The organism is Vibrio sp. LQ2 (assembly GCF_023920125.1).
GTDB classification, from domain to species: domain Bacteria; phylum Pseudomonadota; class Gammaproteobacteria; order Enterobacterales; family Vibrionaceae; genus Vibrio; species Vibrio fluvialis.
Genome location: NZ_CP085308.1, coordinates 1,534,421 through 1,555,248, shown reverse-complemented (window position 1 = coordinate 1,555,248; position 20,828 = coordinate 1,534,421). Strand labels below are relative to the sequence as shown.

The following is a 20,828-nucleotide window of genomic DNA, read 5'->3' as shown; positions in this document are numbered from 1 at the left end:
GGTCAGATTGCCATCCGTCACATTCTCGTCTTCGGTCACGCTCTCTGCCGCGCTGTCGCCAGAGCCCACGGTGATGGCTGAGTCGTCTGCCGCACCGATAGTTGAATCCACCAACAAACTCGACAACGCCAAACTTTGGGTTTGTGAAAGGCCCAGACTCTCGAATCCTGTGGTATCGAAGTCTGTAGTGGCGATGGTTTCTGAGCCGATACGCTCGATGGTTGCCGCTTCGGCGAGCGCAGAGCCTTGGGCTCCGCCGGCCGCTGGAGCTTCGGCGTCATCGACTTGAGTCGGGTCCTGGCCTTCTTCTAATGCAGCAAAAATGCGCGCTACATCATCGGTGATGTCTTGCGGAGTATTATTTGCATCAACGAGTTGTGCCTTGAGTTCTGCATCATCCGTGATGTTATCGCCTCTTTGGACAATAACGGTCCCGTGAGGCAGTTTTTCACCAATTGTCGCGGTACGAATGTTACCGTTGGTGTCGATCACGATCATTTGATTTGCAGACAGGATTCCACTAGACACAAGAAGGTTTAAACCCATAAAAAACCTCAGAAACTTTTGAAGTGAATTACCGCATGCCGTTCAAGCATTGGCGATAGTTATTATTCGAATAAAATTGGCTCGACGATAACACTAAACCTTAGTTAAACAAAGGTTAAAACGTTATACGGTTAACGTTTTTTTGACAGATTCGATGGTTTCTCAAAGTTAATACATGGAATCAAGATCACTTAATAAAAATCACGCCATTAGCTTTATTTTCCTCTCTCTAAAGCGTAAAATTCGCGCTTTATTAATAAGTTAACAATTAACTCCGACCGACACCCTTAACAAGTTGGTCAATTTGAGTCATGGTCCGTCACATTTTTGACACGCGAACCCATTCGTCTCATTAATGAGATGAACTTTGCTTTAGACTCTGCGCTCATTCGTTTTCCATCCGATATGGGAGTTTGATTTTGAAAGGGTTTTCCTTAAAGACTTTAGTCTGCGCACTTGCGTTTACCAGCCCCGCATTTGCTCAAACGTTGGAGCAGGCGGTATCACTGACACTGGCCTCCAATCCTGAGTTAAAAAGTGCGTTTAACCAGTACAAAAGCCGTGTATCTGAATCGAATGCGGCTTCCGGAGCGTATCTTCCACGTATTGATTTAGATGCGGGTATTGGCTATGAAGGTATTAACCCTGCAGAATCAAGTAGCAGTTCCGACACTGATATGACGCGAAAAGACGTCACGCTGACGTTTAATCAATTGATTTGGGACGGTTCTGCGACACTTAACGATATGGATCGCACCGCAGCGGAAGCCGAAGCAGATCGATATCAACTTCTTGCTGACGCATCGGATAAAGCACTGGAAGTTGCCAAAATCTACCTCGAAGCAACAAAAGCATACGAAGTGCTGGTTTTGTCAGAAAACAATCTGGCGACCCATAAAGAAATCTACCGCGACATTAAAAAGCGCGCAGAATCCGGCATCGGTTCAACCGCGGACGTCACACAAGTTGAAGCTCGTATAGCAAAAGCGCACGGCAACCTTCTGGCAGCACAGAATAATTTGTTTGATGCTTACGTTCAGTTTCGTCGCCTTGTCGGTCAAGAGCCATTGGGTCTTATTTTCCCTCGCGCTGACAGTACTGCCCTTCCATTAACCGTCGAGCAAGCTCTTGAACAGGCTCAGAAGTCACATCCCGTGATTAAAGTCGCGCAAACCGATGTGGATGCAGCAAGATTCCAATACAAACAATCCAAAGCTCCGAACTATCCCACCATTTCGTTTGAAGCTTCTCAAACTTGGCTGAATGATGCAGGGGGTTACGAAGGCAGCAGCGATGAAACCACAGCCATGATCCGTCTTCGTTACAATCTGTACAACGGCGGCGCAGACAGCGACAAAACTGAAGGCGCAGCTTACCAGCTTAACCGCGCAAAAGATCTTCGAGAGAATACCTTCCGCACGGTCGAAGAAGGATTGCGTTTATCCTGGAATGCACTGGATCTCACGCTGCAACAAAAAGAGTTTTTGTCTGATCACGTAGATTCAGCCTCTAAAACTGTGATTGCTTATCGTAAACAATATTTGATCGGTCAGCGAACGCTTCTGGATCTGTTGAACACAGAAAACGAGTTGTTTGAAGCCCGTAAAGATTATCTCGATGCGAAATATTCAGAGCAATACGCCAAATACCGTTTAATGAACGCGACAGGAAACCTCCTTAGCGCCTTGCGCGTTGATGTACCAGAAGAGTGGATGACGAAGGTAGAGTACTAAATATGAAGATTCGCACTTTATTGCTGGCTTTAGTAGCCGTGGCGTTGTCCCGCCCGCTATTTGCAAATGAAGAGCCTAATGCAGACGTTTACGACTACATCACCACACCCGTCGCAAACCAAGTGGACGATTTGTTGGATGATGACAACGATGGTGTCATCAATGCACGAGATAAGTGCCCAGACACACCTTCCGCGTCCAAAATTGATAACGATGGCTGCGGTGAGTCGATCAAATCCTCACATTTGCAACAACTGCATATTTTGTTCGCCAATGATTCAAGTGATATTCCACCTGTTTTTCTGAATCAAATTCGTCAGATGGCCGACTTTTTAAGACTCTACCCAGAGACTTCAATTGAATTACAAGGTTACGCCAGTAAAGTAGGTAAACCAGAGTACAATCTGGCGTTATCTAAACAACGTTCTGAAGCGGTGCGTTTGCAATTGGTTCGGTTTGGTGTCACGCCTAAGCGAATCCGCATTGTTGGTTTTGGTGACACCGTACTTGCAGTGGAAGGCGAAGATCAAGTGAGTCATGCCCGCAACCGTCGCGTCACAGCCAGTGTCGTTGGATTTAAAGGTGAAGTGGTTAAAGAATGGACCGTATTCACGACTCTGCCGAAATAACGCTTGAGTAAGACGAAAGATTGCTTCCTTATAAAAGTCCCGATTTGTCGGGACTTTGCTGTTTTCGAAACGGCATTCTTCATTTAAGTCATGAACTATCTGCGCAATGTATTAAAAATACCTATATAAGATAGTCAGTTATAAAATTAATCGACATAATTGCACCACTATCAGTCCAATTGTGTATAAGCTTCACTTTCCATACCTTATGGATTTCACCGCAGGATCGCACCATGAGTCAACGCAGTTATCACCAGCTCTCGCCCGGCGAACTTGAATTTGTCGACGACCAGACCGCCGCGCTGCTGCTCAACACCCCGAGCAGTGCCCGCATTATGTTGTGGGTGATGGTGCTGTTTTTCATTCTGGCGGGCGCGTGGGCCTCGTGGGCACAAATCGACAAGGTGACCGTCGGTCAGGGCAAAGTAGTGCCCTCATCGCAGATTCAGGTGGTGCAGAACCTCGAAGGCGGGCTGGTGAAACAGATTCTGGTGCACGAGGGGGAGCAGGTGAAAAAAGGGCAACAGTTGCTGCAGATTGACGACACCCGCTTTCGCTCTGATTACCGCGAGCGTGAGCAGCAGGTGGCCAACCTGACCGCCAGCGTGTTGCAGCTCTCGGCCTCGATTGCCAGTGTGGTGGTCAATGAAGAGTTCACTGAAGCCGAGTGGGAAAAGAGCGTGCGCATCGATTACACCAAGCTGGCGTTTCCGCCGGCGCTGGTTGAGTCGCAGCCGGACCTGGTCGAGCGTCAGCGCGCGCAGTACCGTCAGGATTTGGATAACCTGCGCAACCAGCTGTCGGTGATTTCCCAACAGGTGAAGCAGAAGCAGCAGGATTTGGTGGAGATTCAGGCCCGGGTGGTGAACCTGCGCCAGAGCTACAGCTACGCCAACAAGGAGCTGGAAATCACCAAGCCGCTGGCGGATGAAGGCGTGGTGCCGCGCATTGAGCTGCTCAAGCTGCAGCGTCAGGTCAACGACACCCGCCGCGACCTCACCTCCAGTGAGCTCAAAGTGCCGGTGCTGAAATCCGCGCTGCGCGAATCGATGCTGAGCCGCATTGATGCAGCGCTCAAGTTCCGCTCCCAGCAGCAGGATGCGCTCAATCAGACTCAGGACAAGCTCTCTGCGATGACCGAATCCACCGTGGGACTGGAAGACCGGGTCAACCGCACCGTGGTGGTCTCGCCGGTGACCGGCACCATCAAAACCCTGTACGTCAACACCGTCGGCGGCGTGATTCAGCCGGGGATGGACATCGTGGAAATCGTGCCGACTGAAGATACCTTGTTGGTGGAAGCGCAAATTGCGCCGCAGGACATCGCCTTTCTGCGCCCTGACCTGCCAGCGATTGTCAAATTCAGCGCGTACGATTTCACCAAATACGGCGGGCTGGAAGGCACGCTGGAGCACATCAGCGCCGACACCTCACAAGATGAGGACGGCAACAGTTTTTATCTGGTGCGGGTGCGCACCCAAGAGACGTCCCTCGGTCACGATGCCAGCCTGCCGATTATTCCCGGCATGACCGCCTCGGTGGACATCATCACCGGCAAACGGACCGTGCTGGACTACTTACTTAAGCCCATCCTCAGCGCCAAAGACAACGCGCTGCGGGAATGATGGAGAAGCGGCAACCTCATGAGACGGATGACCGGACGTGACCCGACATAGCGTAAAGCGCGGGCTGATATTGCTGGCCGTGCTGACGGTGTCGTCGCTCGCCGGGGCCCTCAATACCCAGGAGCAGCAGTGGGTGGATGCGGTGAGCGCCACCTACGGACCGCGTGCGGGCAAACGGGTCGCCACCTGGCGCAGCGAGATGGCGCGTTATCGCTCGCTGCCGGAGCGTGAGCAGCTCACCGAGGTCAACCGCTTCTTCAACCAGCTCTATTTCGTCAACGACGATGTGCTGTGGGGCAAAACCGATTACTGGGCAACGCCGCTGGAGTTTCTCGGCAGCAACGCCGGCGACTGTGAAGACTTCACCATCGCCAAATATTTTTCACTGCTGGAGCTTGGGGTCTCGGACAAGAAGCTGCGTCTAGTGTACGTCAAAGCCATTGAGCTGAATCAGTTTCACATGGTGCTGGCCTACTACGACACCCCGAGCGCCCAGCCGTTAATCCTGGACAACATCAACCCGCAAATCAAACCGGCGTCGCAACGTCGGGACCTGCTGCCTATCTACAGCTTTAACGGTCAGCATCTGTGGTTGATGAAATCCAAAAACGGCGAGCTCGCGGGCAACGCTTCACGGCTCAGCCTGTGGAATGACTTACGTTCACGCGAGCGCTCGCTGAACCTGAATAAACCGTTGGTCAATTACGATGAGTAGGTAAGATGACACTATACAAACAACTGGTCGCCGGCATGGTCACGGTACTGATTCTGTTGATGATTTGCGTATTCATCATCGAATTTAAGACCACCCGCAACAACTTAGAGCAGCAACAGCGCTCAGAGGTGAGCAACACCATCAACACGGTGGGGCTGGCGCTGGCGCCGTATCTGGAGAACAAGGACACCGTGGCGGCCGAGTCGGTCATCAACGCGCTGTTTGACGGCAGCACCTATTCGGTGGTGCGCCTGCGGTTTCTGGACGACGACGCGGAGATTGTGCGCGCCTACCCCATCAAGCCGAGTCAGGTGCCGCAGTGGTTCAGCAACCTCAACCTGTTTGAGCCCATCCACGACCGCCGTGTGGTGACCAGCGGCTGGCTGCAACTGGCGGAAGTGGAAATCGTCAGCCACCCGGGTGAGGCGTACGCGCAGCTGTGGCAGGCGCTTATCCGTCTGTGTCTGGCGTTCGGCTCGATTACGCTGGTTGGCCTGATGGCGATTGCGCTTATCGTGCGCCACGCGCTCAAGCCGCTGCAGATGATAGTGCAGAAGATGGCGCAGATTGCCCGTAACCAGTTCGGCGAGCCGCTGCCGCTGCCCGACACGCGCGATTTGACCGCCGTGGTCGAGGGCATCAACAGCATGTCGGCGCAGGTGGAGAAATACTTCAAAGCGCAGGCTCAGGAAGCGCAGATGCTGCGTGAGCGCGCCTACATCGACCCGGTATCGCAACTGGGTAACCGCGCGTACTACATGAACCAGCTCAATGGCTGGCTGAGCGAGAACGCCGTGGGCGGCGTGGCCATTTTGCAGGCGCAGTTCATCAAAGAGCTCTACGAAGAGAAAGGCTACGAAGCGGGCGACGGCATGGTGCGCGATTTGGCCGCGCAGCTCAAAGCCACCGTCACCACGCCAAACGCCACCATTGCGCGCATCTCCACCGATGAGTTCGGTTTGATTTTGCCTAACCTGGATGAGAGCGAGCTGCGTCTGGTGGCCGATGGCCTCATCAACGCCATTCAGGTGGTCAACCCTGATCCGACCGGCATGGCCGCGGCGGATGCGTCGCTGGGTGTGGTGCACAACAAAGAGAGCAAAACCTCGACCGAGATGCTCTCACTGCTGGATAACGCGGTGGCCACGTCCAAAGCCAATCCGGAGCTGAAGTACGGTATCAAATCAAGCAAAGCTTATCTAGGCGAGGTAATTGCTGGGACAACAGTCCGATGGAACGGTTCTTCAGAAGCTTAAAGACAGAATGGATACCAGTGTCGGGTTATCGGAGTTTTAGCGAAGCGAGAGAACATATAACTCGATACATCACGGGCTACTACAGCCAACTCAGGCCACATCAATATAATGGTGGTCTAACACCCAATGAGTCTGAACGACTGTATTGGGAAAACTCTAAAACTGTGGCCAATTTTAGTTGACCACTACAGTTTTAGTTGAGTTGCGACGGTATGCCTAAATGAATGGAAGTCATGCCCACGTTCAAATCCAAGCTTGCTCTTAAAGCGACCAAACCACTTGGATGCGGCGGTGCCAAAGCCATCACGTTCCTCTTTAAGGGCAGGGAAGACACGCTCGTGTTGAACGCTACTTATATATTCGATAAACCCTAGCGCTAACAGCTTGTCATGAATTGGGATTAGTCTGCGACTGCTGTTGTTTTTGAGTCGCTGCCCATCAAGCTTATCGTCAATCCTGATCACCCAAACCCCATTTTGTTTATAGATGTCCTGTTTGTAGAGTTGACATAGCTCATTTAAGCGTGCGCCAGTGTACAAACCTAGCAGCGGCAGCCTGTAATAGTGTGGATGTTTATATTTCTTTTCAGTGTGGATCTCAGTGCTGAACAGTTTTTTGAGGTCTCTGTAGTTATAAGCGTGTTTTGCTTCGCTGTCTTTGCGAGTTTTCTTGAATCTCATCCCCTTGAATGGGTTGATATCCGTCATTTCCATTTGCAAACACCACTCAAAAAAAGACGAGCATTTCTGTATGTAGTCTTTAATGCTCTCAGCACTAAGGGTAGGGAGTTTGTGCTTTTTGTTAGCTTCTATTAGTTGTTGACCTTTCAGTCCATCAAACTGCTTATATTTAGTTGCATTGATTGGGTATTGACTCAGTAAGGTACGAGCTTCTTCTGCTTGAAGCCGACGAATGTCCTTTATACCTTTAGCTTTGAGTAATGTTAGAACAATGGAGCACTTAGCGTAAGCCATTTCAACTGTCTTTGGATTCACGAGCTCTTGTTTTGATTCCCTATATTTTTCCAAGCATTTAAAAGCATTCATCGATTGAGGCTGTTTAGAGGAGATTAAAGATTCAACAGCAGGTTTAGTGTCTCTTGAGTAGGGTTGGTTATGTTTGATTGCGGTTCGGATTTGAAGCTCCAATCTAAGTGATTGGATTATTGCATCTTGTTTATCAGATGTGCGTAGTGACTGCTTGATTTCAGTATGATTATCAAAGAGGTGACGATATTTGGTCGGGAGTTGGTAGCGAAAGTACCAGTTACCGGATTTTGAGAGGCTCAGATAGCGCATCGTTTAGTACCATGGTTTAGTACCAAACCAAAAAAAAAGACCGAATTAACGAAAAATCGTTTAAATTCAGTCTCTTATAGTGATTGGTGGAGCTGGCGGGAGTTGAACCCGCGTCCGAAAACCATTCATCTTTGGTACTACATGCTTAGTCGATCTTTAATTTCACCACCGCCTGCGAACCGACACGCTAACGAATGGCTAACCTGAATTAATTCTCGCGGTTCATCCCTCAGGTGGGGGAATCCACGCCAGCTTGATTGGGTTTGACCTTCCTGATTTCCCCGTCTTACAAGCGGAAGCTAGGGAGGAAGGGCTCTTAGCAGGGTATTAAGCTGCTAGTGCGTAGTTTTCGTCGTTTGCGACTATTTTTTTGCGGTTTGTTAACGAGGCCTACCGCACCTCGGCATGCACCTTAGACTTCAAAATTCCCGTCGAATCCTGAATCAGCCCCAAGGTATTGTTCGCATACTACCAGAAAAGCTTTTGCTGTCTAGCCATATGCGTTCAAGTGGTTAAGATTAACGCAGGTTATTGCTCTTCATAACGCGAGCTTTCTGGCGCTGCCAATCTTTGTCTTTCAAATCTTCACGTTTGTCGTGCAGTTTCTTACCTTTTGCGACACCGATTTTGATTTTTACCCATGAGCGAGACCAGTACAGCGCGGTGGCTATCAAAGTCATCCCTTCACGGTTAATACGACCAAATAGGTTATCGAGTTCACGACGTGACAAAAGCAATTTACGCACACGAGTCGGGTTAGCGACCACGTGCGTTGAAGCTTGTTGTAGTGGTGTAATCGTCATCCCGGAGATAAAGGCTTCTCCGTCACGCAGGAATACATAGCTTTCTGCGATGTTGGCTTTACCCTGGCGTAGAGATTTAACTTCCCAGCCTTGTAGCTCCATGCCAGCTTCGATTTCATCTTCAATGAAATACTCATGGCGAGCTTTTTTGTTCAGCGCGATAGTGTTGCTACCCGCTTTTGTGTTTGATTTTTTCTTTACCATAGTGGGCGCATTATACGGATTGGTGAAAGGTTAGGAAATGCTTTTCTTTGCGTAGCATAAGGTTAACGACTGTTGAGCTCAAGAGGGATTTACGCAGTAACTTGAGGTCGTGCAGGGATAAAAGTACAATCCCTGCAACGTGATATTCCCGATTGGCCGATAGAAGAACGAACTTCAGTATAAAAGGTTGGTTGAACAAGAATTCTGGGTAATGTGAGGAGAAAAGATGAAGCAAGTCAGTCGTTCTGCCCTGGTGTCTTTTAGTGCAGATCAGATGTTTCATTTAGTGAATGATGTAGCTCGTTATCCGGAATTTTTACCGGGATGCTCTGGCTCGCGTGTTATTGAAGCATCGAGTGAGAAAATGGTGGCGTCTGTAGATGTGTCTAAAGCGGGCATCAGCAAAACGTTTACCACCTCTAATGAATTGAATCATGGTGAATCGATCATCATGAATCTGGTCGATGGCCCGTTCCGCACTCTGCGTGGTGGCTGGTATTTCACGCCGCTGGATGAGCAGGCGTGTAAGGTAGAGCTGAAACTGGAATTTGAGTTCTCTAGTAAGATGATCGAGATGGCGTTTGGTAAGGTGTTCAACGAACTCACCAGCAATATGGTCAATGCCTTTACGAAACGTGCCAAACAGGTATATGCGCTATGAGTATTGAATCCGACATGATTCACGTGGAAGTGGTTTATGCGCTTCCGCATGAGCAGCGTGTACTGACGCTGGTGGTGAATAAAACCATGACGGTTGAAGAAATCATTCAGACCTCAGGGATCTTGCAGATGTACCCTGAGATTGATCTGAGCAAAAACAAAGTGGGTGTTTTCAGCCGCAACGTTAAGCTGGACGCAACAGTACGTGATCGTGACCGAATCGAAATCTATCGCCCGTTGTTGGCAGACCCGAAAGAGATTCGCCGTAAGCGCGCTGAACAGGCAAAGGCTGCAGGTACTGCGGATCCGGTAACGGGTGGCAAACCAAGTGCTTCGCGAAAAGCAGATACGGAATAATATAAAAATAAAAAAGCTCGCTTAGGCGAGCTTTTTTCATACCCGTGTACCGTCCTAAATAAGGTTGACACATTTCCAACATGAAATTGGAGAGTGTCATGAAAACAACAAGTAAACGAACCCAACGAGATTATTCTCTTGCTTTTAAATTGACGGTTGTTGACCAAGTAGAAAAAGGCGAAATGACCTACAAACAGGCCCAGGAGCGATATGGGATCCAAGGTCGGTCTACGGTCTTAGTTTGGCTTCGTAAGCACGGTCAGCTAAATTGGTCTAAAGGAATAGAGAAACCAAACACAGTAGGTGATGGTATGCCTGATTCTCCCTCTACTCAAACTCCAGAGCAACGGATAAAAGAACTCGAGCAACAACTTGAGGAAACTCAACTGAAAGCGGATTTCTTTGAGGCGGTCGTCAAAGTCATGGATAGAGATTTCGGTGTTCGAATCTCAAAGAAGCGCAAAGCCGAGTTATTAAGGAAAAAGCGGCCAAAAGGCTCACAGTAACTCAAGCTTGTCACTTCATTGGCATTACTCGGCAGGCGTTTTACAAACGCTGTGCGCTAGAGCTTCAGCGAACCCGGAAAGAGCAGTCTGTCATTAGCTTCGTCAAGGAGCAAAGGATGCGGCACCCTCGTTTAGGAACTCGAAAGCTCAAGTACTTACTCGCTCAACATAACATTGATATAGGGCGAGACCGTTTGTTTTTATTGCTAAAACAGCATCGCCTATTGGTCTTCAACCGTAGGGCTTATCATCGAACGACAAACAGTCATCATCGGTTCCACTGCCATCCGAACCGAGTCAAAGAGGGCATGGTTCCAAATAAACCGGAGCAGTTGTGGGTCGCTGATATTACTTACTTGGCAACGCGAGCGGGCAATGCCTATCTCAGTTTAATCACTGACGCCTACTCGAGGAAGATAGTTGGGTATCATCTCGATGATAATATGAAGACGCAAGCGGTTAAGCGTGCGTTCCTTAAGGCTTTGAAAAAGCGACGATATGAGGGTGAACTGATTCATCATTCTGATAGATGTATTCAATACTGCTCTGAGGAATATCAGTCATTACACTGAAAATATCACGTGACATGCTCTATGACGGATGGATACGACTGTTATCAAAATGCTCTGGCTGAAAGAGTCAATGGCATCTTAAAGATGGAGTACTTGCTGACTAAGCCGAACGACTTGAATGAAGCGAGGAAAATGGTTGCTGAGTCGGTGAAACTCTATAATGAACAGAGGCCACACACCGCTCTAAACTACAAAACGCCCGATGAAGTTCATCGAGCGTTTTAACTAAAAGTGTCAACCTATATCAGGACGGGTCACCGATCAGTTCAGGCTTTCAAAGAAGTTGTCACTTTGCTGGAAGTCGCCAGCGATGTTGACCAAGGTGCCACCGTTGTTAAAGCTCACGACCAAATTCTTCTGAACAGGATCTTCGTGGCCAGCTGTGTGGTGGTAAATGTAATACCAGGTATCCGGGTAACCGTTTTCAACCAGCATAGGTGAACCCAGCACGAAGCGGACCTGTTCTTTTGACATACCAAACTTCAACTGATCAACAGCCTGCTGTTCGATGTAGTTACCTTGGTTAATATCGATACGATAAACCAGACGTTCTAGGACAGTACAGCCAGACAGCATGGTCAAGGCTAGGGGAAGGGCAACAAGCCACTTGGTAAACTGCATATTCAAAATTCTATAGCTGATGAAACTCAAAACTGGGGTGATAATAAACAAGCTCAGAGCAGATGTAAAAACATCCTGTATCCTCTGAGCTTGTTGAGACTACGATTTTTGAATTAGGTTGCAAAGCCTGAACAAAAAATCCATTTTTTGTGCGCTAGGCTGCAATCAGCAGTTCTTTGGCATTGGCCAGCGTAGATTCGGTGATTTGGCTTCCACCTAACAGACGTGCCAGTTCTGCCACACGTTGCTCCTGGTCGAGCTTGACCATTTGTGTTTCGGTTTTTCCGCCTTTGGTTTGTTTAGCCACAAACAGCTGATTGTGACCGCAGCCGGCGACCTGAGGTAAGTGAGTGACACAGAGTACCTGAGTGGATTCGCCCAGAGTGCGCAACATTTTCCCGACGACAGCAGCGGTTGGGCCCGAAATACCCACATCCACTTCATCGAAGATCAAACTTGGCGTATCCACTTTCTGCGCAGTGATGACCTGAATCGCGAGCGACATACGTGAAAGTTCGCCACCAGAGGCGACTTTGGCGATCGGTTGCAGAGGCTGACCAGGGTTGGTGGATACCAAGAAAGTGACAGAGTCAAAGCCGAGTGGCGAAGGATGTCCACCCTGATTGCAAACATCAATCTTAAACTGTGCTTTCTCCATGCTGAGTTCATGCATGCTCTGACTGATGAGCTTATCCAGTTCTTTAGCGTAGCGACTGCGCGATTTATTCAGTTTTTCTGCCGCGGAAACAAATGCCTGATATTTCGCTTCTACTTCAGCGGCCAGTTCATCCATTTTCTCTTCTGAGCAATCCAATTGTGCGATCTGCTGGAGTAAATCCTGATGATGTTGATAGAGCTCCTCCGGCAGCACGTGATGTTTGCGTGACAGCGACATGATGCGCGAATAACGCTCTTCCACAAATGCCATGCGCTCGGGATCGACATCAATACTGTCCAGGTAACCACGCAGCTCGCTATTGGCTTCTTCCAACTGGATCATGGCTTCTGAAATCATGTTCGGCAGCGCGCCGAGTTTGCCGTCTAATTCTGCCAGCTCAATCAGGGTGTGGCTGGCGGATTGCAGAATATTCAGCGCATTGACTTCTTCACCTTCGTACAAAAGTTCGATGGCTTTTTGGCAGTTGATCGCGAGATCGCCGCTGTTTGACAGGCGTTTGTGTTCTTGTTCGAGTTCCGCATACTCTTCTTCACCGATCGCCAGCTCGTTGAGCTCTTTGATCTGGTACTCCAACAGCTGCAACTGGGCCAGATTTTGTTGGCTGTTTTCTTTCAGTTGCTTCAATTGGTTGTTGGCCTGACGCCAAGCTTGATAGGTCAAGCGTGTTTTTTTTAACAAGTCGATGTGCCCGGCATACTGATCCAGCATAGTCAGTTGATATTCCGGTTTCATCAGTTGTTGGTGGGCGTGCTGACCATGAATGTTGATCAGCAGTTGGCCTAGGGATTTGAGTTGCGACAGCGGAACAGGGCTGCCGTTAATGAAGGCTCTTGAGCGGCCGTCTTTAGTGATGGTACGGCGCAGAATGCAATCCTTGCCGTCCAGCAGATCGTTATCTTCTAACCAACGTGTTGCGTGAATATTGTTATCAAGTACAAAAGCGGCGCTGACTTCGGTTTTCTCTTCACCTTGTCGCACCATACTGGCTTCTGCGCGGCCACCTAAACAAAGACCCAACGCGTCTATCGCAATAGATTTACCCGCACCAGTTTCACCGGTAATCGTGGTCATTCCTTTTGACAGCTCAAGCTGCAGAGATTTTACAATCGCAAAGTTATTCACACTTAAATGAGCCAGCATTTTTGCACCTGTATAATTGAACAATACTGTATAAGAAAACAGTATATACTGTTTCTTTATACAGTAAAGTTGTCCAGGTAAAAACTTTTAGCCAGCTGAATGAAGTGTGAGCAAACTCAAAACAGTTTGCTCGACCAGCCGAGTTTGTTACGCAGCACGTGGTAGTAGCTGTAGTCCTGTGGATGGATCAGTCTGAGTACGTTAGGGCTTTGATAAATATGAATTTCATCGCCCGGAGAAACGGGGAGAGAAACCTGACCGTCACAGCTTACTTCCTGGGTGCCACGGTTGTCTGGCGACACAATCAGTTTGATGCGCCGTTTACCATCGACCACTAATGGACGACAAGACAGCGTATGCGGAAACATCGGAACCAGAGTGATGGCGTTAAGGCTTGGCGACAAAATCGGACCGCCTCCCGAGAGCGAATATGCTGTCGAGCCAGTCGGTGTGGAGATAATGATGCCGTCGGAACGCTGAGAGAACGCGAAGTTGTTGTCGATGTACACTTCAAATTCAATCATGTGCGCGATTTTGCCCGGGTGCAATACGGCTTCGTTGAGAGCGGCGTTATGGCTTTTTACCTGGCCGTGGCGATGGATTTCCGCTTCGAGCAAAAAGCGTTCTTCTTCCAGATAGTTACCCGCCAGAACGTCAAGCAGGCGATCCTGAAAATCTTCCGGATTGAGGTCGGTCAGAAAGCCGAGATTGCCTCGGTTCACACCGATGACGGAGATATCAAAGCGCGACAGGACGCGTGCCGCTCCCAGCATGTTACCATCACCGCCAACGACAATCGCAAGATCGGCTTTTTTGCCCAGTTCGATCAGGCTACCAAAATGGTCCGACGGGATCTCGGTCAAAATTTCACGTAGTCGGTCGTCAATAAAGACAGACTTGCCCAGAGACATTAACCAGTGGTAGAGATCTTTATGTGTTTGAATCGCTTGTTGATCTCTCGGTTTACCGATGATGGCGATCACTTCAAACGGGTTTTTCATAAGTTTTCCAACCGAATTAGGCTTGAATCAGAATTCTTCATCCCCATAATAAAGGCAAGTTACGCTTTTATGCGAATTTTTGTGTCAGGAAACTAAGAGATTTCAACTCCTAAGCACATAAGTGACGAGAGTTCTGGAGATATCATGAGCAACGAAGAAAACAAGATCAAAGACGAAGAGCTGCAACAAGACGCGGTTGAAGTAGAAGCGGAAGCCGTTGGCACTGATGCTGATATCGATTGGAATCAAGACGCAGAAGAGCTTGATGAAAAAGAAGCGAAAATTGCACAGTTGGAAGCCGCGCTGCTGACCAGCGAAGAGCGTGTGAAAGAGAATCAGGATGCGGTGCTGCGTGCCCGTGCTGAAGTGGAAAACATGCGCCGTCGTAGCGAACAGGAAATCGACAAGGCACGCAAATACGCGCTGAGCCGTTTTGTTGAAGAGTTGCTGCCGGTTCTGGATAACCTGGAACGTGCGATTCAGGCAGCCGACGGCGAGAACGAAATCGTGAAGCCGATTCTGGAAGGTGTGGAGCTGACGCATAAAACATTTGTTGATGCGGTAGCAAAATTTGGCCTGAAAGAGATCAACCCAGAAGGCGAAGCATTTAATCCTGAGTTCCACCAGGCAATGTCGATTCAAGAAAGCCCGGATCATCAGTCAAACACCGTGATGTTTGTGATGCAGAAAGGTTATGAACTGAACGGCCGTGTTGTTCGTCCTGCGATGGTGATGGTTGCAAAATAATCCACTGCGGATTTTATGAAAAGAGAGGCATAGGCCTCTCTTTTTTTGTTTTAAATTCGCGCTGGAAAGCTTGTTGCATAAGGGATTTCTTAAGTAAAGCTGTTAGGTTGGTTGATTTTCTTGCGAAACAGGTGGTTAGACGTTAATCCTGATTGTTCTGGCTATTTTTAGTAAATGTTCTAATTTGCGCTATGTAACATTTTTGTAAATAAATGCTTCGGATTGTTATCGGTGTGTGTATTATGCGCGGACGTTTAGCACTTTAGGTGACATAAACGACTCTATAACGATAAATACTCAACACAACAAACTGGAGTAGAACGATGGATAAATCGCTCTCATCGAAAATCTTTTTAGGCTTGTTTGCTGGTCTGGTTCTTGGGACCGCCATTCAATACCTGTTTCAGGGTGTTTCCCTGTTCGACGTGTACCTGTTAGGTGCAGCAGAAGGGGCGGGCGGCATGTTCGTTTCGCTGATCAAACTGCTGGTTGTTCCACTGGTGTATGTTTCAATCGTCTGTGGCATTGTTGATCTTAAAGACATCTCCGCTTTTGGCCGTTTAGGCACTAAAACTTTTGCGCTTTATATCATCAACACCGTGATTGCGATTGCGGCGGCATTAACGGTTGGTCTGATCTTCCAGCCAGGTGCCGATGCAAACTTGGCAGGTACGGTGTCACAAGCGGTGAAACTGACCACCACAGAAACGCCGGATATTTTCTCTCTGGTTGTGAACATTGTGCCAAGCAACCCGGTTCAGGCATTTGCGAATGGCGACATGCTACAAATCATCTTTATGGCAATTCTGACTGGTTTGGCGATTCAAGCGCTGGATTCTCGTGGTGGGCCGGCTATTCGTACCTTTAAGCTGGCTAACGAAATCATGATGAAGCTGGTTGGTCTGGTGATGAGTCTGGCACCTTACGGCGTGTTCGCTCTGATGACCCAACTGGGTGCAACGCTGGATGCGCACACGCTGATGTCGGTGGCGGGTTACGTGGCTCTGGTTGTTGCTATGCTGGTGTTCTGGATCTTCGTTTTCTACCCAATTGTGGTAGGTATGACGACCAGCGTATCGCCAAAGCAGTTCCTGCGTGCTACGCGTGAACAGATTCTGTTCTCACTGTCGACTGCAAGTTCGAATGCAACCATTCCGGTAACCATGCGTACACTGACTGAGAAGTTGCAAGTGTCGAAGTCTGTCGCGGGCTTTGGTGTGCCGCTGGGTGCAACCATGAACATGTCGGGTGTGTCTATCTATATCGCTCTGGCGACTATCTTTGTAGCGAACGCTTTTGGTCAGCCAATTAACTCAGCGGATATCTTTACTCTGGGTCTGACGATTTTGCTGCTGTCTATCGGTGCTGGTGGTGTTCCGGGCGGCGGTGTGGTGATGGTTGGCGTGCTATTGCACCAACTGGGTCTGCCACCAGAAGGTTTGGCCATCATTGCTGCGGTAGACCGTATTAACGATATGTTCTGTACTTCATCGAACGTAGTGGGTGACACTGCCGTTAACACCATCGTGGCGAAAAGCGAAGGTGGTCTGGCGAACGAAGAAGAAGCGCAAGCAGAGCTGGCAACAGAAACTCGTTAAGCACAAAATTCACCTCTTATATGAAAAGCGAAGCCGATGCTTCGCTTTTTTCTTACTAAAAATTCAAACTTTTTTCGTTTTTGCCCTTGAAAAGGTATTTGTCGCCCTTATCTATGGGGCATACGAGAAGCAAACATACACGTTTTTGTTTGTGAGCGGGGGTTGAAACCCGATTCTCCATCCCCACATTAGGGGTATAGCAAAACGAACATAGAATTTATTCGGAGATAGCCTGATGGGTAAAATCATTGGTATTGACTTAGGTACTACTAACTCATGTGTTGCTGTGCTAGACGGCGACAAACCTCGCGTAATCGAGAACGCAGAGGGTGAGCGTACAACCCCTTCTGTAATCGCGTACACAGATGGTGAAACGCTAGTTGGTCAGCCAGCGAAACGTCAAGCTGTAACAAACCCGGAAAACACGCTATTTGCAATCAAGCGTCTTATCGGTCGTCGTTATGAAGACGAAGAAGTACAGCGTGACATCTCAATTATGCCTTACAAGATCGTTCGTGCAGACAACGGCGATGCGTGGGTAGAAGCGAAAGGCCAAAAAATGGCTGCGCCACAGGTTTCAGCAGAAGTTCTGAAGAAAATGAAGAAAACTGCAGAAGATTACCTGGGCGAGAAAGTAACGGGTGCCGTTATCACCGTTCCTGCTTACTTCAACGATGCGCAGCGTCAGGCAACGAAAGATGCCGGTCGTATCGCAGGTCTTGAAGTAAAACGTATCATCAACGAACCGACTGCTGCTGCACTGGCTTACGGTCTGGACAAACAGGGCGGCGATCGCGTTATCGCAGTATACGACCTGGGTGGTGGTACCTTTGATATTTCAATCATCGAAATCGATGAAGTTGAAGGCGAGAAAACCTTCGAAGTTCTGGCAACCAACGGTGACACTCACCTGGGTGGTGAAGACTTCGATAACCGCATGATCAACTACTTGGTTGACGAGTTCAACAAAGAACAAGGCATCAACCTGAAAAACGATCCACTGGCGATGCAGCGTCTGAAAGAAGCGGCAGAGAAAGCGAAGATCGAACTGTCTTCAGCTCAGCAAACTGATGTGAATCTACCTTACATCACTGCTGATGCAACTGGTCCTAAGCACATGAACATCAAAGTGACTCGTGCGAAACTGGAATCTCTGGTTGAAGACCTAGTTCAACGTTCTCTGGATCCACTGAAAGTGGCCCTAGCTGACGCAGACCTGTCAGTCAACGACATTACTGACGTTATCCTGGTGGGTGGTCAGACTCGTATGCCAATGGTTCAGAAGAAAGTGGCTGAATTCTTTGGTAAAGAAGCTCGTCGTGACGTGAACCCTGATGAAGCAGTAGCTGTTGGTGCTGCGGTTCAAGGTGGTGTACTGGCGGGTGAAGTGAAAGACGTACTGCTGCTGGACGTAACTCCGCTGTCTCTGGGTATTGAGACAATGGGCGGCGTAATGACCAAACTGATTGAGAAAAACACCACGATTCCAACCAAAGCAAATCAAGTGTTCTCAACAGCAGAAGACAACCAAAACGCGGTAACGATTCACGTACTGCAAGGTGAACGTAAACAAGCGAACTTCAACAAGTCGCTGGGTCAGTTCAACTTGGAAGGCATTCAGGCAGCACCACGTGGTATGCCTCAGATCGAAGTGACCTTCGACCTGGATGCGGATGGTATCCTGCACGTATCAGCGAAAGACAAACAAACTGGTAAAGAGCAGAACATCACTATCCAAGCGTCTGGTGGTCTGAGCGACGAAGAAATCGAGAAAATGGTTCAGGAAGCAGAAGCGAACAAAGAAGCGGACAAAAAGTTCGAAGAGCTAGCAACTGCACGTAACCAAGCTGACCAGATGATCCACGCAACTCGTAAACAGGTTGAAGAAGCGGGTGACGCTCTGCCAGCAGACGAGAAAGAGAAGATCGAAGCGGCGATCAGTGAGCTGGAAACAGCGAAACGCGGCGAAGATAAAGCAGAAATCGATGCGAAAGTTCAAGCACTGATGACTGCTTCTCAGAAACTGATGGAAATCGCTCAGCAGAAAGCTCAGGCACAAGGTGCTGACGCTGGCCAGCAGTCTACTTCTCCAGAAGATGACGTGGTTGACGCCGAGTTTGAAGAAGTGAAAGACGACAAGAAATAATTCTTTGTCATCGAAGGCTTGAATTTGAGAGAATTCAAGCCCTTCACCTTCGGTTCTTTTTTCGAAAAGAACACTCGAAGTTTGATGCGGGCGTTAGGGGAAACTCTTACGCCCGTCTGTTTGTCAGCTTTATCGCTATAGCTAAGAAATCAACACTTTTTATCTATATCGATACAAACACCAAGCGGCGCTTAAGTAGAGCGAAAACCGTTTGCAGTAACAGATTGGTGATCTAGAACATGTCAAAACGTGATTTTTACGAAGTATTAGGCGTTAGCCGTGATGCCTCTGAGCGCGATATTAAGAAGGCGTACAAACGCCTGGCGATGAAATTCCACCCGGACCGTAATCAGGGTGATGCCAGCGCTGCGGATAAGTTTAAAGAAGTAAAAGAAGCGTATGAGATTCTGACCGACCCGCAAAAGAAAGCGGCGTACGACCAATATGGTCACGCAGCCTTTGAACAGGGCGGCGGTGGTTTCGGTGGCGGCGGCTTTGGCGGCGGCGGTGCGGATTTCGGCGACATCTTTGGTGATGTCTTTGGCGATATTTTCGGTGGCGGCCGTCGTGGTGGTGGTGCGCCGCGTCCACAACGTGGTGCGGATCTGCGCTACAACATGGAACTGACGCTGGAAGAAGCGGTACGTGGTTGCTCGAAAGAGATTGAAGTTCCGACTTTGGTTCACTGTGATACCTGTGATGGCAGCGGGGCGAAGAAAGGCACCTCGGCTCAAACCTGTGGCACCTGTCATGGTCACGGTCAGGTACAGATGCGTCAGGGCTTCTTTGCGGTCCAGCAAACCTGTCCTACCTGTCATGGTAAAGGCAAGATCATTAAAGACCCTTGTAACGACTGTCATGGTCAGGGCCGTAAACAGAAAACCAAAACGCTTAACGTTAAAATTCCAGCCGGTGTCGACACGGGCGATCGTATTCGCCTTGCGGGCGAAGGCGAAGCAGGAGAAATGGGCGCACCTGCGGGCGACTTGTACGTACAAGTGCACGTCAGAGAGCACCACATTTTTGAACGCGATGGCAACAACTTGTACTGCGAAGTCCCTGTCAGCTTTGCAATGGCCGCACTGGGCGGTGAAGTGGAAGTTCCAACCCTCGATGGTCGTGTAAACCTGAAAGTGCCGGAAGAAACGCAAACGGGCCGTATGTTCCGCATGCGTGGCAAAGGCGTGAAGAGTGTTCGCGGCGGCGCCATCGGCGACCTGATCGTGAAGCTGGTGGTGGAAACTCCGGTGAAACTGAGCGCGCGTCAGAAAGAGCTTCTGCGTGAACTGGAAGAATCTTGTGGTGGCGATGCAGCCAACAAGCATAAGCCCAAGTCTGAAGGTTTCTTCAATGGTGTGAAGAAGTTCTTTGATGACTTAACCAGTTAATCATTGAACTGAAAAGCCTGCATCTGCAGGCTTTTTTGTTTTCTGTTCCTAGTCCACTGGCGGTGCCGGTGGATTTTTACATTTACGAATTACTGCCAACACGTTACGGGCTCTGCTAATCCTGTACTTCTCAATGAGAGCTGGGAGTAAGTGCTGCCTGAGCATTTATCCAGATTCTGGCCTTTGGCTGCTTGTGGCGTTGCGGTAATGGTGTATCCCGAGCTGGATACCGTAACACCAACGGAATAACGATCTGTATCACTGCTACATAAGGTGCAGGCGCCACCCGATAGCACTCCGGCTGTGGAATAGCCACTGTTGTAATGTTCTTCCAGATACAACTGGATTTTGACCATGTCAGCCATGACCTGCTTACGGTGCCCTTCTTTAACATAGCCAGTATAAGCCGGGTAGGCGATGCCGGACAGAATGCCAATAATCACCACTGCGATCATTAATTCGATCAGTGTCATACCCAAAGAATCGGATTGCCGCCTGTTGCAACGATTTGTTCGAATCATTTCCATTAGTTCCCTGAATTTGCCTGCCTCTATTGTGGATACTGCTAGCATCGGTGCAAGTTGATTCACATTCATCTCATTGT

General features: G+C 48.9%; 16 protein-coding genes, 1 other RNA gene and 4 pseudogenes. 13 read left to right on the top strand and 8 right to left on the bottom strand.

What is annotated here, in order from left to right; genetic code table 11:
- Window positions 1-498: pseudogene (locus LGV68_RS07265) on the bottom strand (hemolysin); the annotation flags it as partial.
- Between the two features lie 467 nt (window positions 499-965).
- On the opposite strand from LGV68_RS07265, the gene LGV68_RS07260 reads away from it, so the two are divergent.
- The 6 genes and pseudogenes from LGV68_RS07260 to LGV68_RS07235 form a co-directional block, all read left to right on the top strand.
- A complete protein-coding gene (locus LGV68_RS07260; RefSeq protein ID WP_020433160.1) occupies window positions 966-2,279 on the top strand; it encodes a TolC family outer membrane protein in 1,314 nt (437 codons plus the stop codon).
- Window positions 2,280-2,281: 2 nt separating this feature from the next.
- Complete coding sequence (locus LGV68_RS07255) at window positions 2,282-2,908, top strand: OmpA family protein (RefSeq protein ID WP_203345246.1); 627 nt, start codon at window positions 2,282-2,284, stop codon at window positions 2,906-2,908.
- A gap of 233 nt (window positions 2,909-3,141) precedes the next feature.
- Window positions 3,142-4,533, top strand: coding sequence for an HlyD family type I secretion periplasmic adaptor subunit (locus LGV68_RS07250; protein WP_252536411.1), 1,392 nt, complete (start codon window positions 3,142-3,144; stop codon window positions 4,531-4,533).
- Between the two features lie 37 nt (window positions 4,534-4,570).
- Entirely contained in the window at window positions 4,571-5,248 is a 678-nt protein-coding gene (locus LGV68_RS07245; RefSeq protein WP_020332744.1) for a transglutaminase-like cysteine peptidase, read from the top strand.
- Between the two features lie 5 nt (window positions 5,249-5,253).
- Window positions 5,254-6,438 (top strand): annotated as a pseudogene (locus LGV68_RS07240) (LapD/MoxY N-terminal periplasmic domain-containing protein); the annotation flags it as partial.
- A pseudogene (locus tag LGV68_RS07235) lies at window positions 6,417-6,686 on the top strand (integrase core domain-containing protein); the annotation flags it as partial. The pseudogenes LGV68_RS07240 and LGV68_RS07235, both read left to right, overlap by 22 nt.
- A gap of 3 nt (window positions 6,687-6,689) precedes the next feature.
- Here the strand turns inward: LGV68_RS07235 and LGV68_RS07230 are convergent.
- The 3 genes from LGV68_RS07230 to smpB all read right to left on the bottom strand — a co-directional run bounded on the left by LGV68_RS07230 (window position 6,690) and on the right by smpB (window position 8,809).
- Window positions 6,690-7,802, bottom strand: a complete 1,113-nt coding sequence (locus tag LGV68_RS07230; protein WP_252536410.1) for a site-specific integrase — start codon at window positions 7,800-7,802, stop codon at window positions 6,690-6,692.
- A gap of 84 nt (window positions 7,803-7,886) precedes the next feature.
- Window positions 7,887-8,253, bottom strand: a transfer-messenger RNA (tmRNA) gene (gene ssrA / locus LGV68_RS07225).
- Window positions 8,254-8,320: 67 nt separating this feature from the next.
- A complete protein-coding gene (gene smpB / locus LGV68_RS07220; protein WP_020328134.1) occupies window positions 8,321-8,809 on the bottom strand; it encodes an SsrA-binding protein SmpB in 489 nt (162 codons plus the stop codon).
- A gap of 226 nt (window positions 8,810-9,035) precedes the next feature.
- Here smpB and LGV68_RS07215 point away from each other — a divergent pair, with 226 nt between their 5' ends.
- The 3 genes and pseudogenes from LGV68_RS07215 (at window position 9,036) to LGV68_RS07205 (ending at window position 11,129) form a co-directional block, all read left to right on the top strand.
- A complete protein-coding gene (locus LGV68_RS07215; protein WP_020328132.1) occupies window positions 9,036-9,470 on the top strand; it encodes an SRPBCC family protein in 435 nt (144 codons plus the stop codon).
- On the top strand, window positions 9,467-9,826 hold the full coding sequence (locus LGV68_RS07210; protein ID WP_020328131.1) for an RnfH family protein: 360 nt from the start codon (window positions 9,467-9,469) through the stop codon (window positions 9,824-9,826). Before LGV68_RS07215 ends, LGV68_RS07210 begins: the two co-directional genes overlap by 4 nt.
- Before the next feature lie 98 nt (window positions 9,827-9,924).
- Window positions 9,925-11,129, top strand: a pseudogene (locus tag LGV68_RS07205) (IS3 family transposase).
- A 36-nt stretch (window positions 11,130-11,165) separates the two neighbouring features.
- On the opposite strand, the gene bamE reads toward LGV68_RS07205, so the two are convergent.
- From bamE to nadK, 3 genes are all read right to left on the bottom strand, one after another.
- Window positions 11,166-11,525 (bottom strand): outer membrane protein assembly factor BamE, encoded by a 360-nt coding sequence (bamE, locus tag LGV68_RS07200; RefSeq protein ID WP_024374098.1) that lies wholly within the window; start codon window positions 11,523-11,525, stop codon window positions 11,166-11,168.
- Window positions 11,526-11,679: 154 nt separating this feature from the next.
- Window positions 11,680-13,344, bottom strand: coding sequence for a DNA repair protein RecN (recN, locus tag LGV68_RS07195; RefSeq protein ID WP_020431423.1), 1,665 nt, complete (start codon window positions 13,342-13,344; stop codon window positions 11,680-11,682).
- Window positions 13,345-13,460: 116 nt separating this feature from the next.
- Window positions 13,461-14,345 carry an NAD(+) kinase gene (gene nadK, locus LGV68_RS07190; RefSeq protein WP_020328128.1) on the bottom strand — a complete coding sequence of 295 codons (885 nt, stop codon included), beginning with the start codon at window positions 14,343-14,345 and terminating at the stop codon, window positions 13,461-13,463.
- 144 nt (window positions 14,346-14,489) lie between these two features.
- On the opposite strand from nadK, the gene grpE reads away from it, so the two are divergent.
- The 4 genes from grpE to dnaJ all read left to right on the top strand — a co-directional run bounded on the left by grpE (window position 14,490) and on the right by dnaJ (window position 20,224).
- Complete coding sequence (gene grpE, locus LGV68_RS07185) at window positions 14,490-15,092, top strand: nucleotide exchange factor GrpE (RefSeq protein ID WP_020328127.1); 603 nt, start codon at window positions 14,490-14,492, stop codon at window positions 15,090-15,092.
- Between the two features lie 323 nt (window positions 15,093-15,415).
- Entirely contained in the window at window positions 15,416-16,690 is a 1,275-nt protein-coding gene (locus LGV68_RS07180; RefSeq protein ID WP_020328126.1) for a dicarboxylate/amino acid:cation symporter, read from the top strand.
- A 235-nt stretch (window positions 16,691-16,925) separates the two neighbouring features.
- The gene (gene dnaK, locus LGV68_RS07175) at window positions 16,926-18,836 is read left to right on the top strand and encodes a molecular chaperone DnaK (protein WP_020328125.1); all 1,911 of its coding nucleotides are present in this window, start codon (window positions 16,926-16,928) and stop codon (window positions 18,834-18,836) included.
- A gap of 239 nt (window positions 18,837-19,075) precedes the next feature.
- On the top strand, window positions 19,076-20,224 hold the full coding sequence (gene dnaJ / locus LGV68_RS07170) for a molecular chaperone DnaJ (protein WP_020328124.1): 1,149 nt from the start codon (window positions 19,076-19,078) through the stop codon (window positions 20,222-20,224).
- Window positions 20,225-20,313: 89 nt separating this feature from the next.
- Here dnaJ and LGV68_RS07165 read toward each other — a convergent pair whose 3' ends face one another.
- Window positions 20,314-20,751 carry a type IV pilin protein gene (locus LGV68_RS07165; RefSeq protein WP_038157120.1) on the bottom strand — a complete coding sequence of 146 codons (438 nt, stop codon included), beginning with the start codon at window positions 20,749-20,751 and terminating at the stop codon, window positions 20,314-20,316.
- Between the last annotated feature and the right edge of the window lie 77 nt (window positions 20,752-20,828).

Bases quoted from the DNA above. Each gene is read 5' to 3' on its own strand.
- LGV68_RS07255 (WP_203345246.1), top strand. From the start codon at position 2,282: ATGAAGATTCGCACTTTATTGCTGGCTTTAGTAGCCGTGGCGTTGTCC.
- LGV68_RS07250 (WP_252536411.1), top strand. From the start codon at position 3,142: ATGAGTCAACGCAGTTATCACCAGCTCTCGCCCGGCGAACTTGAATTT.
- LGV68_RS07230 (WP_252536410.1), bottom strand. From the start codon at position 7,802: ATGCGCTATCTGAGCCTCTCAAAATCCGGTAACTGGTACTTTCGCTAC.
- smpB (WP_020328134.1), bottom strand. From the start codon at position 8,809: ATGGTAAAGAAAAAATCAAACACAAAAGCGGGTAGCAACACTATCGCG.
- LGV68_RS07215 (WP_020328132.1), top strand. From the start codon at position 9,036: ATGAAGCAAGTCAGTCGTTCTGCCCTGGTGTCTTTTAGTGCAGATCAG.
- LGV68_RS07210 (WP_020328131.1), top strand. From the start codon at position 9,467: ATGAGTATTGAATCCGACATGATTCACGTGGAAGTGGTTTATGCGCTT.
- bamE (WP_024374098.1), bottom strand. From the start codon at position 11,525: ATGCAGTTTACCAAGTGGCTTGTTGCCCTTCCCCTAGCCTTGACCATG.
- recN (WP_020431423.1), bottom strand. From the start codon at position 13,344: ATGCTGGCTCATTTAAGTGTGAATAACTTTGCGATTGTAAAATCTCTG.
- nadK (WP_020328128.1), bottom strand. From the start codon at position 14,345: ATGAAAAACCCGTTTGAAGTGATCGCCATCATCGGTAAACCGAGAGAT.
- grpE (WP_020328127.1), top strand. From the start codon at position 14,490: ATGAGCAACGAAGAAAACAAGATCAAAGACGAAGAGCTGCAACAAGAC.
- LGV68_RS07180 (WP_020328126.1), top strand. From the start codon at position 15,416: ATGGATAAATCGCTCTCATCGAAAATCTTTTTAGGCTTGTTTGCTGGT.
- dnaK (WP_020328125.1), top strand. From the start codon at position 16,926: ATGGGTAAAATCATTGGTATTGACTTAGGTACTACTAACTCATGTGTT.
- dnaJ (WP_020328124.1), top strand. From the start codon at position 19,076: ATGTCAAAACGTGATTTTTACGAAGTATTAGGCGTTAGCCGTGATGCC.
- LGV68_RS07165 (WP_038157120.1), bottom strand. From the start codon at position 20,751: ATGGAAATGATTCGAACAAATCGTTGCAACAGGCGGCAATCCGATTCT.